This window comes from Bradyrhizobium sp. dw_78, from assembly GCF_018449525.1.
Taxonomy (GTDB): Bacteria; Pseudomonadota; Alphaproteobacteria; order Rhizobiales; family Xanthobacteraceae; genus Bradyrhizobium.
Genome location: NZ_JAAVUS010000007.1, coordinates 368,686 through 385,657 on the forward strand (window position 1 = coordinate 368,686; position 16,972 = coordinate 385,657).

Here is a 16,972-nt window from a genome sequence, read left to right on the forward strand (position 1 = left end):
ATGGCTGGCGAGGGTAACGGCAAGGCCGCAAATGGTGGCCCGGCCACCAATGGAAAAGCCTATCCGATCGAAGATCATACTTACGACGTCGTGGTGGTCGGGGCCGGCGGCGCCGGCCTGCGCGCCGTGGTGGGCTGCAGCGAGGCCGGCCTTCGCACCGCCTGCATCACCAAGGTGTTTCCGACCCGCTCGCACACCGTCGCCGCGCAAGGCGGCATCTCGGCCTCGCTCGGCAACATGCATCCGGACGACTGGCGCTGGCACATGTACGATACCGTCAAGGGATCGGACTGGCTCGGCGACCAGGATGCCATCGAATATATGGTGCGCAACGCGCCCGACGCCGTCTACGAGCTCGAGCATTGGGGCGTGCCGTTCTCGCGCACCGAAGACGGCAAGATCTACCAGCGGCCGTTCGGCGGCATGACCCTGGACTTCGGCAAGGGCCAGGCGCAGCGTACCTGCGCCGCCGCCGACCGCACCGGTCACGCCATGCTGCACACCATGTACGGCCAGGCGCTGCGCCATTCAGCGGAATTCTACATCGAATTTTTCGCCATCGACCTGATCATGGACGATCAGGGCGTTTGCCGCGGCGTGATCGCGCTCAAGCTTGATGACGGCACGCTGCATCGGTTCCGGGCGCAGACCACGATCCTCGCCACCGGCGGCTATGGCCGCGCCTACGCCTCCTGCACCTCGGCCCATACCTGTACCGGCGACGGCGGCGCGATGGCGCTGCGGGCCGGCCTGCCGCTGCAGGACATGGAGTTCGTCCAGTTCCATCCGACCGGGATCTACGGCGCGGGATGTCTGGTCACCGAAGGCGCGCGCGGCGAAGGCGGCTACCTCGTCAATTCGGAAGGCGAGCGCTTCATGGAGCGCTATGCGCCGTCCGCCAAGGATCTCGCCTCGCGCGACGTGGTGTCGCGCGCGATGACGATCGAAATCCGCGAAGGCCGCGGCGTCGGCAAGAAGAAAGACCACATCTTCCTGCACCTCGACCATCTCGATCCCAAGGTGCTGCACGAGCGGCTGCCCGGCATTTCCGAATCGGCGAGGATTTTCGCCAATGTCGACGTCACCCGCGAGCCGATCCCGATCGTGCCGACGGTCCACTACAACATGGGCGGCATCCCGACCAATTTCCACGCCGAAGTGCTGACCAAGAAGGCCGGCGACGACAATGCGGTGGTGCCGGGCCTGATGGCGATTGGCGAAGCCGCCTGCGTCTCCGTGCATGGCGCCAACCGGCTCGGCTCCAACTCGCTGATCGATCTCGTGGTGTTCGGCCGCGCCGCGGCGCTGCGCCTCGCCGAAAAGCTGACGCCGAACGGCAAGCAGCCGGAATTGCCGGCCAATTCGGCCGAAAAGGCGCTCGGACGGCTCGACCATTATCGCTACGCCGCCGGCGGCACGACCACCGCCAAGCTGCGCGACAGCATGCAGCATGTGATGCAGAATAATTGCGCCGTGTTCCGCACCGGCGAAGTGCTGCAGGAAGGCAAGAACCTGATTCACAAAGTTTACGGCGGCATCGGCGATGTTTCCGTGAGCGACCGCTCGCTGGTCTGGAATTCCGACCTGGTCGAGACGCTTGAATTCGACAATCTGATCGTGCAGGCGGTGGTGACGATGGACTCGGCGGCCAACCGCACCGAGAGCCGCGGCGCCCATGCGCGCGAGGATTTTCCCGACCGCGACGACAAGAACTGGATGAAGCATTCGCTGGCCTGGATCGACGGGGCCGGCAAGACCTCGATCGATTACCGCCCGGTGCATGACTACACCATGACCAATGACGTTCAGTACATTCCGCCGAAGGCGCGGGTGTATTGAGTTTGCTTGTCATGCGCGGGCTTGACCCGCGCATCCATCTTTCTTCGAAGGAAGATGGATTGCCGGGTCAAGCCCGGCAATGACGAATTGAACCGTAAAGGCAACGAAGATGGTTGAATTCGCACTTCCGAAGAACTCGAAAATCACCGGCGGCAAGGCGTGGCCGAAGCCGGCCGGCGCCACCGAGACGCGCGAGTTCAACATCTATCGCTGGAATCCGGACGACGGCAAAAATCCGCGCGTCGATACCTATTATGTCGACGTTCATGATTGCGGTCCGATGGTTCTCGATGGCCTGATCTGGATCAAGAACCATATCGACCCGACGCTGACCTTTCGCCGCTCCTGCCGCGAAGGCGTCTGCGGCTCCTGCGCCATGAACATCGACGGCCAGAACACGCTGGCCTGCACCAAGTCGATGCACGACGTGAAGGACGGCGCGGTCAAGGTCAATCCGCTGCCGCATCAGCCGGTAGTCAAGGATCTGGTGCCTGACCTGACCAATTTCTATGCGCAATACGCTTCCATCGAACCGTGGCTGAAGACCACGACGCCGACGCCGCAGAAGGAATGGAAGCAGAGCCATGAGGACCGCGAGAAACTCGACGGTCTGTACGAGTGCATTCTCTGCGCCTGCTGTTCGACGTCCTGCCCGAGCTATTGGTGGAACAGCGAACGCTTCCTCGGTCCCGCCGCGCTGCTGCAGGCCACGCGCTGGGTCAAGGACAGCCGCGACGAAGCCACCGGCGAACGGCTCGACAATCTCGAAGATCCGTTCCGGCTCTATCGCTGCCATACCATCATGAATTGCGCCAAGGCCTGCCCAAAGGGCTTGAACCCCTCCGAGGCCATTGCCGAGCTCAAGTTCAAGATGGTCGAACGGCAGATCTGAGCAGGACGGGTTTTGGCTGAATCGATTTGGCCGCATGCTCCGTTCGCCTCTCCCGGTGGGAGAGGTGAACTTCCGATGCCATCCGTTTCAACCTAATCGCATTACGCTTTGATCGCTCCGGCGCGGCCGGCAATCGCCAGAGCCTTCGTGCCGGGCGCATTGAAAACGAGAGTTGCGGCCAAGGATTTAGCCCGGTCTCCCGTCAACCTGTCGATGCCAGGGGCTGCGCTGTTGGACCGGCACGCAGCACATTTCCGCGCTCCAGAACGACAATCTGCTGGCAGGCCTGGACATGTGCGGTGCTGTGCGGCGCCCAGATCACCGTCGTCGTTCCGCGAATCGAATCGAGGTAGCGCAGGATTCGCGGCTCCCACTCCGGGGTGCCGGCGATGCCGTCTCCGTCGAGCAGCAGAATTGCCGGCCGGTTGAGCGTCGCCGCGACGAAGGCCATCAGGTGGCGGAATTGCAGTTCGGCAATATCCTCCGAGAACGGGTTGAGCTCGCGATCCAGCACGCGGTCGGCGCTGCGGCCGAACGCGGACAGCTCCCGCCAGCCCGGACCTATGATACGTTCCAGGGCGGCAAAGGCATCGGGATCGCTCAGCGTCGGCGTGCGCAGGCGCAGATAATCACGGACGGTAAGAGGCAGTGCGGGGACGACCTGCGGCACGTAGCCGATCCAGGCACGATATTCCGTCGTATCGAACTGCCGGATGTCCCGTCCGCCCATCAAAACGCGGCCGGACTGCGGGCGCCGCAGGCCCGCCAGGCATTCCAGAAGCACGCTCTTGCCGCCGGCGCTGGGGCCGACGATGGCGACCCGTTCGCCGGCACGCGCACTAAAGGAGACCCCGTTGAGCGCGGCATCGTAATCAGCATCGGGTCTATAATAGATCCGCTCGGCCGTGAGCGTGACATTGGCGAGACCGGCAGGGCTGGAGAATTCGGAGCCCGTGCTTTCAGCCGGTGTTGCCATCAACTGGTCGAGTTGCCGGATGGAGCCTTGCACCTGACGTAAGCGAACCATGGAGTTGAAGGCCTGTTGCGCAGGCGTCGTGATTCGCCAGATCAGCATCATCGCGGCCACCAGCCCGCCGGCGTTCATCGCGCGACCGAGAACCAGAACGACGCCGACGCACAATATGGCCAGCACCGTCAGCATGCTCAGCATCTGTCCGATCGCCTGGGCACGGGCAACGGCAATCGCGTAATCCCGGTTACGGGCCGCCGATTCGCGCGCGAGCTTGGCGAAGTTGCTGAGCCACCGGCTGTCAGCACCGGCCCGATAGAAAGCGTTCATGCCCTGGAAAGCGGATACCGCGTTCTCTTCGAGCCGGCTGGATGCAATGCCGGCAGCGGTCGATTTGCTGCCCACATAGTCGGAGATCGGCAAGGCGAGCGCCGCATAGGCGATAAGGGCGACGATCGGCACAAAGACCAGCCAGCCGCCCATCAGCGCGATCACCACCAGGAAGATCACGATGAACGGGTAGTCGATCAGATTGAGACCGCCGGCCCCGCTCAGGAACATGCGCGCGTTTTCGAAGCCGCGCATGCGGATCAGGTTGTTCAGCGCACCAGGCCTTGCCGTCGTCTCCAAGGGCAGCGCCAGCATCTTGCCCATCGTCGCGGTGCCGATGCGGGTTCCCGCCCATGCCCCCATCGCCGACCCCAGGAACTGACGGCCGACACTCAGCATCCAGCCGCCTGTCACCACGACGAGCGCCAGCAGCGCCAGGCTCCAGACCGTATTGGTCGCCCCCGAGGGAATCACGATGCTGTAGACCGCCATGGTGTAGAGCGATACGGAAAGCGCCGCCATGTTGATGACGAAACTCACAGCGAAGAGTCTGAAAATCTGGTCGCGCATCCGTTCGAACAGACTGCGAAACCAGTTTGGCCGAGCCTCATTGACCCCGTGGAAGTTGATGTCCGGCTCGACCGCGAGGATAGTGTCACCACACGAAAGTGCAAGACCACTGTAGCGGCCGTTGACAAGCCAGAGGTCTTCGCCTTCAGGCTCGCCGAGATAGACGCCGAAATCTCCAGCACGGGTCCGGGCAAGACTGCCGGTGGGTAGCCGGCTGGCGTCCGACGGGAGGCCCGTGGCCACCACGCGGCGGGTGCGGAATCCGAGCGCCGGAAGGATCAGTTCGAGATGCTCCAGCGTCATCGGCGTGTCGGCGGAAGGCAGCAGCGCCGCCAGGCTCCGTGCCGTGCCGAGCCATCCCAGCGCCACAAGCATCGACGGCAACGCCGCCGCGACGGGCGATGCGGCGCGCCGCTCGGCTCCGACGGCGGCTTCCAGGCGCTCCAGCCATACCGCCTCGGACCAGGTCGTCGGCCTCTTCGGCGCCGCGGGCGACGCATCCGGTGAAGCGGAAGCGATGAGTGTCTCCGTCATGCTGCTACACCTCTGCGATCAACACGCACTTTCATGTCGGCGAGCTGCAACAGGGCCGGGCTGCTCGACACGAGCAATATTGTCGTATGGCCTTTCAGCTCTTTCAGCAGTTCACGGAGTCGCGCTACGCCGTCGAGATCGAGCGAGCCGTCGGCGTTGTCGAGACAGAGGATAAGGGGATCGCGAACCAGGGCGCGGATAAGACCGATGCGCGCGGCAATGCCGGGGCTGATGATCTCCGCACTGCCCAAGCCGACTGGTGTCATCAATCCCTGACGCAAGCCATCCACGAACGCACTCAGGCCAAGCCGTTCGGAAAGCTGGATCGCCGCGGCTTCGTAGTTCGAGCTGAACAAAGTGAGATTGTCGAGAAGCGAGCCGCGGATCAGCTCGGCGCCCGAGCTTGCTTTGGTCACATGTTCCCTGAAGTCCTGTGGATCGTAGGCGCCGATCGGCCGGCCGTCGAAGGTGACGGAGATGCCCAAGGCATCCTCGAGCCGCATCACCGTCCTGAGCGTCATCGTGCCGACTGGCGAATTCGGCACGTCGATGTCAACGAAAGCACCCTGCGGGATCGTGACGGAGCCGCCGTGCATGCGTAGAGCCTGGCCCGACAAGACAATGGGACCACCGGTGAAGCGGCGCTTCTCGCTCCCGCTCGCCCCGGCCCACACCGGAGCCAGCGGGAGCGACAGGACTTTGCGGATACTGCCTTCGGCCTCAAGCCGCTGATGGCGCCGGCTGAGATAACCGAAGGCGCCCATCGCCGGCCCGACGGAGCGCCCCGCGAGAAGCGTGCATGCTGCAAGGCCCCCCGTCGTCAACTCGCCCGCCACGACCATGAAGGCGCCTGCGGTCACGATGCCAATCGTCGAGAATTGGGCCATCAGGCTGCCATTCTCCCGGATGAGCGCCATCCGGTTCGCCACGCGCGCGGTTGCTTCCATCACGAGCGCGACGGCATCGTGATAGCGGCGCGTCAGCAGGGTTTCGGCCGCCATCGCCTTTGCTTCGACGATACCCTTGAATATTCCCCAGCCGAGCTTCTGCCGCTGCAATTGGGCGTCGTGGGCATCGCGCTCGGCCTTGGCGCCTGACCGAGCGACCGCGAGGGCCGCGAACAGCGCCAGGAAGGTGAATGCCAACGGGATCAAGGCGAGCCATGATCCTATATAGGCGATCAGGATGATGTAGATCACGGCGAATGGCAGCTCGTGCAACGCCACCGCCGCGTTTCCGGACCAGAAGTCGCGGACCTCGCCCGAGGCCCGGATCGCATCTGACAAGTCCGGGATGCTGAGTTGATGGAAGGCCTGGCTGTCGGCGTGCATCGCATGGTCGAGCACACGGACCGTCATCTCCGACTCGAAGGCCGATCCGACATAGGCGAACAACACGGCTCGCGTATATCGCACGATGGCTTCCAGCACGATGGCCACGGTTACGCCCGCCGCCAGCACGAAAGTCGTGCCATAGGCCTGGTTCGGCAGAATGCGGTCATAAGTCTGAAGCAACGCAAGCGGAATAGCGAGGGCCAGGATGTGGCTTACAATCGAAGCCGCAACGCTGACGGCCTCCACGCCTGGAGGCTTGGCTACGTTCACGCTCGCCATGGCTCCCTCTCCCATCGCAACTGGATGAGCACCGGCTATATGTTCAATTATATAACTCGCGTGTCGCGGGACCACTGACTCACCGCCCGCGGTAAGACCATTGTCCATCCAAAGGCGTATCGCTGTCGATCAAAAATGAACATTCCGACCGATCGAAATTTAGTTGAGCTCTCTCCGAAACTTCACAACCCGGGAATATTTGAATCGAAATAAATATTCGGCGCGCATCAGCAGCATCGCCATACCGTTCCATCCGGCCAATGCCTGATCCTCGTCGAATCTAGTCAAATCCAACAGGATCGGAACCTAGTGACCTTATCGCGCCTTTATCTTTTTTGGCTTTTTATTCTTTGTCAACGGACACCGGAGCATGATCCGGAAAAGTGGAAACCGGTTTTCCCTCGAAAAATATAAAGCTGGATGACGATATGAAGAAAAGTCATCCCGCTCCAGGGCCCAACATCGCGCTCTTCTCTGACGGTGACGAGGGGATCACAGATCCCATTCAGTGGCTATCAAGTGGAGGTTACAATGTCGGACAGGATTCGCCAGCTCCAGGAATTTGTCGATGGCATTGCCGCAAGCGTTGCGATCATCGGTCGCGAGGAGACAGGCGAACTGGTTATATCCGCCTGCAACGAGCACTTCTTCGAAATGACGGGCGGCCGGCGCGGAGGCACCGGCACCCGCAACTTCCCCCTCCCGCTGGACACGCTGATCCCGAGCTATGCGCGGCTTGATCTTCGCAAGAAGCTTCAGGAATGCTTCTCGACCGGCGTCGCTCAGGAGCTGGAGCAAGCCTACGATTTGCGGGATGGAACCCGCTGGTGGCGGCTGTCACTCAAACCGTTCCGGCATGTAGCAGGCGGCGATTCCACCGTGCTCGAGATCCTTATCACGGGCCTGGATATCACCTCGAAGATGATGTTGACGCGCGAACTGGAGGTGAGCACCTCCCGCTTCCGGTCGGTCGTCAACGCCGCTTATGACGCCATCATAACGATCGATCAGACCCACAACATCACCCTGTTCAACCGCGCCGCACAGAATCTGTTCGGGTACGATTCTTCCGAGATGCTTGGCCAGCCCCTCGTCAACCTTCTTCCAGAAGCGTATCGTGCCAATCACTCCGCACATATCCACCAATTTGCCCGATCGCCCGTTCATTCGAGGCAGATGGACGAGCGCAATCGCATTTACGGGCAGCATCGCGACGGATCGCTGTTGCCTGTCGAAATCGCCATCTCCAAGATAAACGTCGACGGATTGCTGGAATTCACCGCCGTCATCAGGGACATCTCGGATCGTGTCCGGCTTATGGACCTGCTTCAGAAGGAAGCCGGCACCGACGAGTTGACCGGCTTGCCGAACCGGCGGGAATTCCTCGATGTCGTCGAGAACGTTCTGCGGACGGACGATCCCCTCTCCGTGGTCATGCTTGACATCGACTACTTCAAGAAGGTCAACGACACGCATGGCCATGATGCCGGCGACGAGGTTCTGCGCGTCCTCGCCAAAGTGGGCACGGCGGCCAGCCGCAATATGGATGTATTCGCCCGGTGGGGCGGCGAGGAATTCGTGGTGGCCATGCCGGGGACGGATCTTGAGCGGGCGCGGGCGCGGGCGGAAATGCTGAGAGCGACAATCGAGAAACAGGAATTCTCGCACCATTGGCGCACCGGCAACGCGATCCCCTTCACCGTCAGCATCGGCGTGGCGATGCGGGCGCCGGGCGAGCGCGATATGGACGCAATCCTGAAGCGCGCTGACCGGGCTCTCTACAAGGCAAAGGAAGGGGGCCGGAATCGCGTCGAGGTCGAATAGGATTTCAGGACGGAGCGCCCTGGATCTGTAGCGATGTAACGGTGTCTCATCGCCTGTGATCCTTGACGCCGATCCTTCGCCTACGTCACGACTTGCGGATTGGTGGAATAGAACGGGCTATAGCGAGCATTCCGTAGCCATCGCTCGAACTGCACCGCCTCAAGCGGTGGCGAGAACACATTGCCCTGGCCGATATCGCAGCCATGTTCGCGCAGCCAGCCGAGCGCAGCCTCATCCCGGATACCCTCCGCGACGACCCGCAGACCCATATCATGCGCAAGATCGATGGTCGAGCGAACCATGATCTGATCGTTCCTGTCGCTGGCGAGCTGGAAAACGAAGACCTGCGGAATCTTCACATAGCTCGCCGGAATATATTTCAGATAGGAAAGCCCGCTTTGGCCGGTGCCGTAATCGTCTATCTCGATGGCCACGCCCAATCGTCGTATCTCATCGAGCTGGCGCCGGACGCGCACCGGATCTTTCATCAGAGCGCTTTCCGTCACCTCGATGTCAATCCAGTCCGGCCGGACCGCGTGGCGTTCGAACAGCCCGGCCAGTCGCGCCGCGAAATGATCGTCCCCCAGGTCCCGCATCGAGGCGTTGATCGAGATCTGGGGATCGAGACCGGCGTCCCGCCAAAGCGCGACCTGCCGCAACGCCGCGCCCAGTGTCCAATTCGTTATCGCATGGACAAGCGTTGTGCGCTCCAGGAGCGGCACGAACTCGTCCGGCGGGATCGGCCCCAGAGCCGGGTGGTTCCAGCGCAGCAGCGCTTCGGCGCCGATGCAGCGGCCGGTCGAGAGATCCGTCTTGGGCTGATAGACGAGATGAAATTGGTCCCCGGTCAGCGCCGGACCGAGATCGCGCAGCAGGTGAGCCGTTCGGATTGAAGCGCGATCGAACACCGGGCTGTAAGCACACCAGGGCTTTCCGCTCTGCAAGGATTCATGGACGCCACTGCCGGCAGCCCGGAGCAATTCGGCCGCGTCGGCGCCGTGATGCGGATGGCAGGCGACACCGATCCCGACCGAGGTCGCAACCGGAATGGACCATCCCGCCGGATCCGGGGTTCGGATTCTGTATGCAAGCCGGTCCAGGGTCTCTTCGAAGTCGCTCGGCGTATCAACTTGCAGGACGCACCCGAACCGCACGGATGAAAGACTGTAAAGCTTGGTATGCGCCGGCAGGCACGCACTGATCCACCTGGCCGATGCGTCCCGGAATAAATCCGCCTCGTCCCGGCCCAGCACACGCGCCAGTTCTTCGTACTGGTTCGGCGTCGCGGTATCGATGACCAGGATGGCGATCTGCATGTCCCCGCGTGGCGGGGCGCCGATGAAGGCATTGATGGCGCTGAAAAACCGGGATCGGTCCGGCAGGCGGCTCCCGGAACGAGAATCGTCCACCGACCAGTGTGCCTCGATGAGCGCCATCGCGTGGTGGTCGGGTGCGTCGCCCGGCATCGTCGGCATCACAGGCCTTTCCATAGTCGCATGTTCATCCGCTCGAGTTCGCTCTAGTTGCCGCTATGGCTTTGATCGTGCTCCACCGATATCGGCTCTGGAGGTGCCGCCGCGGCGGCCACTGCCGCGTCGTGATCGGCCACATGATGCTGCTCGCCCGGGTCGCCGGGCCCCGCCGCCGGGCCGTGCTCGATCTGTGCGTCGACAAAGAGGTGATCGGGTGGCGGCGGCTCCTGCGCCGCGTGCTCGGTCCCCATCGTCAAATGCGCGTATTCAACGGCGCCCGGGGACTGGTGATCGGCTGGCTGCAACGCCGACACATGCTCATCGGCGTGCGGTTGGACGAGATCCAGATAGGCGCCGGCCGTCGATGATGAGGGCACCAGGCTCACCTGATCATGGGCGACATCGATGATAGAATGGCCAGCCCCGTGATCTGCGATATCCGGACCGGCAATGTCGTGATCGTGTCCATGGCCGCCCGTGACAGGCGTCTCGAGATCCTGACCGGCAGCCGCGTGGCCGGCGTCGGACGCCGCGGAAGCCATATGCCCGGGCGATGCCGTCTGACTTGGGTCCGCTCCGTGTGCGGCGCTGCCGTCGCCATCGCTTGCACCCGCGGTCGCATCGGTATGGGCCGTCGCCTCTGCAGGCGCGGCGCTCTGATCTGGCCCATGGCTACCCGTGACAGGCGTCTCGAGATCCTGACCGGTGGCCGCATGGCCGGCGTCGGACGCGGTAGAAGCCGTATGCTCGGGCGACGCCGTCTGACTTGGGTCCGCTCCGTGTGCGGCGCTGCTGTCGCCATCGCTTGCACTGGCGGTCGCATCGGTATGGGCCGTCGCCTCTGCAGGCGCAGCGGCGGTCGCGTGTGCTTGAGCGCTATCTGTCGCATCGGCTGAATGAGCAAAAGCCTGCACGCTATGTTCGCCAACAGCGATGTCCACCGACATGGGTGCCGTCTGCACGTCACTGGAATCTACCGGCGTCACGCCATCTTGCGCTGCCGTTCCGGAGCCCGTTCCGCTAACTGCCGTCCCCTGGAGCGTTGGATCGAGGTCGTTGTAGGAGAACGAGAAGTCGGACAGGTTGAAGCCGGTGTTCTGCACTTGAACGGAGAACTGGATCGTATCTCCGGCATGCAGTTCGGGCTTGTAGTCCTGCCCATCGTTCGTGAATATTCCTGTCGCGGTGTCGAAGGAGACGGTGCCATTGAAGCCGTCGAGCCAGCCGGTCGAGACGACCGCGTTCGGGTTGTTGAGACCGACCTGCAAACTCCATCCCTCGACGCTGCCGCCCTTCAGCATGTCGTCCGTCAGAGTCAGCTGGAAGGTCGCGTTGTAGCCGCCGCCCCAGCTCGGGTTATACCAGTCGTTGACACTGACCAGCGTGACATGCCCACCCGCGTCGACCGGCTCGCTGGCGGCAGGTGCAGCAACCTCACTGCCGGCGCCGTTGTCGTGTGCTGCGGTCGAGCCGGAGCCTGCGGCGCTATCTGCCAAGGCGCCGGAACCCTGTGCGGACGACGCGGCATCCGATGTCGATGTCCCCGCATGAGCCGCATCCTGTGCGCTCGGCTGCTGCTCGTTCTCGACCGGGCCGGAGGCCGCGGTAGTATCTGCGCGCGAAATAGTATCCGTAGAGGCGGCCGCAGCCGTATCAGGCTGAGCGCCAACCGCCGCAGCACCGGTATCGGCATGATTCGCATCAGTCGAGGACGCCGCACTTGTATGCGTATCATCCGCCGCCTGACTCTGACCTGCTCCCTGGGCGGTGCTCGTGTCGCCATCGGGAGAGCCCGCCGTCACAGCCGCGTCAGGCTGGGTGCCGCCAGCAGCAGCACCGGCATCGGCATGACCCGCATCGGTCGTGGACGCCGCACTTGTATGCGTATCATCCGTCGCCTGACTCTGACCTGCTCCCTGGGCGGTGCTCGTGTCGCCATCGGGAGAGCCCACCGTCACAGCCGCATCAGGCTGGGCGCCGCTAGCAGCAGCACCGGCATCGGCATGATTCGCATCGGTCGCGGACGCCGCACTTGTATGCGTATCATCCGCCGCCTGACTCTGACCTGCTCCCTGGGCGGCGCTCGTGTCGCCATCGGGAGAGCCCACCGTCACAGCCGCATCAGGCTGGGCGCCGCCAGCAGCAGCACCGGTATCGGCATGACCCGCATCGGTCGCGGACGCCGCACTTGTATGCGTATCATCCGTCGCCTGACTCTGACCTGCTCCCTGGGCGGTGCTCGTGTCGCCATCGGCAGAGCCCGCCGTCACAGCCGCATCAGGCTGGGTGCCGGTGGCAGCAGCATCGGTATCGGCATGATTCGCATCGGTCGTGGACGCCGTACCCGCTTGCGTATCATCCGCCGCCTGACTCTGACCTGCTCCTTGGGCGGCGCTCGTATCGCCATCGGCGGAGCCCACCGTCACAGCCGCGTCGGCATGAGCCGTTGACTCCGGAACCGTGGACTCCGCATCAGCAACGGGTGCCGTCGGCGGCTGAGCGCTGCTGGTGGCCGCGGTGTCATCAACATGGTTCACTGGTGCAGCGTCAGGCGCAACGCTCGGCTGCCCCACATCTGTCGCAGCAGCCGGTGCAGTGGTTGACGACGTGGTCACACTGCTGACGGCTAGATCGTTCGATGCAGCCTGCGTCGCACCCTCCACAGGTGTATCCGCAGTGGTGGGGGTTTCATCGGCGGACGGCGTGGCCATGTTGCCGCTATCACCCGCGCCGCTCGATACAGCGACATCGGTCGGGTGGTCCGTGGCCTGCTGTTGATCGCCGGCCTGCGCCGTTGCTTGGGCGCTGTCGGCCGTCGCAGACGACAATGCATGATCCGCCATCACCGCAGCAGCCAGCGCATCGGCGGATGCCGTCTGTACGTCACCGGAATCTACCGACGTCACGCCATCTTGCGTTGCCGTTCCGAGGCCCGCACCGCTATCCGCCGTTCCCTGGAGCGCGGGATCGAGGTCTTGGTAGGAGAACGAGAGGTCGGACATGTTGAAGCCGGTGTCCTGCACCTGAACGGTGAACTGGATGGTATCTCCGGCATGCAGTTCGGGCTTGTAGTCCTGCCCCTCGTTCGTGAAAATTCCTGTCGCGGGGTCGAAGGAAACGGTGCCGTTGAAGCCGTCGATCCAGCCGGTCGAGATGACCGCGTTCGGGTTGTTGAGGCCGACCTGTAAACTCCACTCCTCGACGCTGCCGCCCTTCAGCATGTCGTCGGTCAGGGTCAGCTGGAAGGTCGCGTTATAGCCTCCGCCCCAGCTCGGGTTATACCAGTCGTTGACGCTGACCAGCGAGATCTGTCCATCCGCATTGACCGGCTCTCCGGCGGCGGGCGGCGCGACCTCACTACCGGCGCCGCCGCTTGGCGCTGTCGTGCCAGAGCCAGCACTGCCGCCGTCGGTCGAGGTGCCGGAGCTCTGTGAGGTCGTACCCGAGCCGTCCGTCGTCGGGTCGCCCGTCGATGGCGATGTACCGTCACCAGCCGATGTGCCGCTCCCACTGCCCTGCGTCGTCGAACCTGAGCCGGCATCACCGCCATCGCTCGATGTGCCAGAGCCTTGCGCGGTCGTGCCCGAACCGCCCGTCGCCGGGTCGCCTGTCGACGATGTGTCATCACCTGTCGATGGACCGCTTCCACTGCCTGGCGTCGTCGAACCGGAGCCGGCGTCACCGCCATCGCTCGATGTGCCAGAGCCTTGCGCGGTCGTGCCCGAACCGTCCGTCGTCGGATCGCCCGTCGATGACGATGTGCCGTCACCGGCCGATGTGCCGCTCCCGCTGCCCTGCGTCGTCGAACCGGAGCCGGCGTCGCCGCTATCCGTCGACGAGCCAGAGCCTTGCGCAGTTGAGCCCGAGCCATCCGTCGTCAGGTCACCTGTCGATGACGATGTGCCGTCACCGGCCGATGTGCCGCTCCCGCTGCCTGGCGTCGTCGAACCGGAGCCGGCGTCACCGCTGTCCGTCGAGGAGCCAGAGCCTTGCGCGGTCGTACCCGAGCCATCCGTCGTCGGGTCACCTGTCGATGACGATGTGCCGTCACCGGCCGATGTGCCGCTCCCGCTGCCTGGCGTCGTCGAACCGGAGCCGGCGTCACCGCCGTCGGTGGAGGAGCCAGAGCCTTGCGCAGTCGTGCCCGAGCCGTCCGTCGTCGGATCGCCTGCCGATGACGATGTGCCGTCACCGGCCGATGTGCCGCTCCCGCTGCCTGGCGTCGTCGAACCGGAGCCTGCATCGCCGCTGTCCGTCGACGAGCCGGAGCCTTGCGCGGTCGTGCCCGAGTCGCTCGTCGACGCGCCGGCGATTACCGGCGCCTGATCCACATCCGTCACCGGCGGCGTGACCACATGCTCTGTGGCGCTGTCGGCACTCTCCGGAGCCGAGGCAGCGGATTCGCCGCCGGACGCTGACGCCCCTTGGTCGGACCCGCCAACCTCAACCGTAACACTCGTCGTCTTTGAATCGCCGCCCGAGGCTTCCGTCGACGTGACGCTAACATTCAGATCGAACGCCGGCGATCCGCTCGGTACGGTCATGGTCAGGCCCGGCAGTTCATCCGGCGTCAACACCCAATGGCCATCCACCAGCGCGCCCGCGCTGAAGATCGTGCCATCCGGCACGTTCGACATATCGATCGTGATGTTGGACAGATGCTCCGAGCCGTCCGTATCGGTCAGCGCCGTCGTGATGTTCACCGGATACTGGATGCCGGCAGGTTCGCTGCCGCCGCCCGTCAGGATATCCGACGCAGGCACATCTCCATCGGCGAAACTGAAGTTTTCGATATCGTAGGCCTTGTCGGTGCCGTCGCGGCCCGCGACCGTATCGACAATGGTGAAGGATCCATCCGGATTTTGCGTGATCTGATATTCGTTGCGGTTACCCACAAGCACCAGCGTGTCTTGCCCGCCGCCGCCGTAGATCGTGTCGTCGCCCTTGCCACCGGCGATCCTGTCGTCGCCGTCGTCACTGGTGTTCCAGCGATAGTCGCCATAGATCGTGTCGTTGCCGTCACCGCCGGCGATGATGTCATTGCCCGCGCCGCCGATGACAAGATCGTTGCCTTCGCCGGCGTCGATCTGGTCGTTGCCGCCCTTGGTCTGGTAATCAAAATCACCATAGAGCGTATCATCGCCGCTGCCGCCCGCGATCTTGTCGTCACCGTCACCACCAAAGACAATGTCATTTCCGGCACCTGCATCGACCACGTCGTTGCCGGGATTGGAGGAGACGTTTTGGAAGTCGGCATAGATCGTATCGTTGCCTTCACCGCCGACGATCTGGTCGCTGTCGTCACCGCCGGTGACCGTGTCGTTGCCGGCTCCCGCATCGATATAGTCCTTGCCGGACGACTGATAATCCATGTCGCCATAAATGGTGTCGTCACCGCCGCCAGCCTTGATGGCGTTGTCGCCCTCGCCGGCCCGAATCCAGTCGCTCCCCTCGGTGCCGGTTTGATCGTAAGACCCCGGATCGGTGATCGAAATATCGATGCCAAGATCGGGATCGTTGCCGCCGCCCTCACCGCCGCCGCTACCGCCAACCTCGGTGCCAGGCCCGATCGACACCGTCAGATCGGGTGCATCCGCCTCCGGAATAATATCGATGGTCGCGGTCTGGTGCGTGGACGCCTGCCCGTCGGTCACGTCATAGGACAGCGTGATGTCGCCGCTGAAATTCGGCGGCGGCGCATAAGTATAGTAACCGTGCTCGTCAGGACCGCTCAAGGTGCCAACGCCGCCATTCACGAGCAGATTGGCGACGTTCAATGTCGGGCTGTCGATATCCGAAGCGCCCTGCAGGAACTGCGCATCCGAAATCGTGATCGTGCCGTCCTCGTTTACCGAGAAGGCCAATGCGGACTCGACGACAGGTGCGTCGTTCTTGCCCGCGACATTGATCATCACCTGCTGTTCGGCAACGGCGCCCGCGCCGTCGGTCACCGTGACCGTGAAGACATCCTGATGCGATTCGCCCGCGCCCAGCGCCTGCGCCCGATCATCCAGCGTGTAGGTCCAATTGCCGTCCTGATCGACACTGAGCGATCCATAGCTGCCGTGACCATCGTTCACGACGGTCCATGTCGCCGTATCCCCCTGGTCGACGTCGGTGGATATCAGTTTGCCGGACGCACTCGGCTCATCATCCTCGGTGACCGCTCCGGTCGCGACGCCGCTGATGACAGGGGCATCGTTGGTGCCGGTGACCGTGACGCTGACCTCATGGGTCGCCGTGGCGCCCGAGCCATCGGTTGCGGTGACCTGGAAGATGTCGGTGCGGGTCTCGCCGTCCTTCAGCCCCTGCGCCGAGTCATTGTCCAACGTGTAGGTCCACTGGCCGTTCTGGTCGACGGTCAGATCACCATAGGATCCGTGATCGTTGCCCACGCTCCATGTTGCACTGTCGCCGATATCGGCGTCCGACACATCGAGCTTGCCGCTCGCCGTGGGCACTTGATCTTCGGTCACCGCACCGGTGCCGGTCCCCGAGATCACCGGCACATCGTTAGTGCCCGTCACCGTGACACTCACCTCATGCGTCGCCATGGCGCCCGAGCCATCGGTCACCGTGACCTGGAAGATGTCGGTGCGGGTCTCACCGTCCTTCAGCCCCTGCGCCGAGTCATTGTCCAGCGTGTAGGTCCAGTTGCCGTTCTGGTCGACAGTCAGATCGCCATAGGAGCCGTGATCGTTACCGATGCTCCACGTTGCACTGTCGCCGATATCGGCGTCCGACACATCGAGCTTGCCGCTCGCCGTTGGCACTTCGTCCTCGGTCACCGCTCCGGTGCCAGTCCCCGAGATCACCGGCGCATCGTTGGTGCCGGTCACCGTGACAGTTACTTCATGCGTTGCCGTGGCGCCGGAGCCATCCGTCACCGTGACCTGGAAGATGTCGGTGCGGGTCTCGCCGTCCTTCA

Annotated in this window: 7 protein-coding genes; 3 read left to right on the top strand and 4 right to left on the bottom strand. The window is 63.5% G+C overall.

What is annotated here, in order from left to right; genetic code table 11:
* Both sdhA and HB630_RS19935 read left to right on the top strand, forming a co-directional pair.
* Positions 1-1,839, top strand: coding sequence for a succinate dehydrogenase flavoprotein subunit (sdhA, locus tag HB630_RS19930; protein WP_213773977.1), 1,839 nt, complete (start codon positions 1-3; stop codon positions 1,837-1,839).
* A gap of 109 nt (positions 1,840-1,948) precedes the next feature.
* Entirely contained in the window at positions 1,949-2,731 is a 783-nt protein-coding gene (locus HB630_RS19935) for a succinate dehydrogenase iron-sulfur subunit (protein WP_213773978.1), read from the top strand.
* 202 nt (positions 2,732-2,933) lie between these two features.
* Here HB630_RS19935 and HB630_RS19940 read toward each other — a convergent pair whose 3' ends face one another.
* Positions 2,934-4,976 carry an ATP-binding cassette domain-containing protein gene (locus HB630_RS19940; RefSeq protein ID WP_213773979.1) on the bottom strand — a complete coding sequence of 681 codons (2,043 nt, stop codon included), beginning with the start codon at positions 4,974-4,976 and terminating at the stop codon, positions 2,934-2,936.
* A 155-nt stretch (positions 4,977-5,131) separates the two neighbouring features.
* Entirely contained in the window at positions 5,132-6,748 is a 1,617-nt protein-coding gene (locus HB630_RS19945; protein WP_213773980.1) for an ABC transporter transmembrane domain-containing protein, read from the bottom strand.
* Between the two features lie 654 nt (positions 6,749-7,402).
* Here HB630_RS19945 and HB630_RS19950 point away from each other — a divergent pair.
* Positions 7,403-8,572 (top strand): sensor domain-containing diguanylate cyclase, encoded by a 1,170-nt coding sequence (locus HB630_RS19950; RefSeq protein WP_213773981.1) that lies wholly within the window; start codon positions 7,403-7,405, stop codon positions 8,570-8,572.
* A gap of 80 nt (positions 8,573-8,652) precedes the next feature.
* Here HB630_RS19950 and HB630_RS19955 read toward each other — a convergent pair whose 3' ends face one another.
* The gene (locus HB630_RS19955) at positions 8,653-10,047 is read right to left on the bottom strand and encodes a GGDEF domain-containing phosphodiesterase (RefSeq protein ID WP_213773982.1); all 1,395 of its coding nucleotides are present in this window, start codon (positions 10,045-10,047) and stop codon (positions 8,653-8,655) included.
* A 44-nt stretch (positions 10,048-10,091) separates the two neighbouring features.
* Positions 10,092-16,972, bottom strand: a 6,881-nt coding sequence (locus HB630_RS19960; protein ID WP_213773983.1) for a VCBS domain-containing protein, incomplete at its 5' end; no start/stop codon positions are given.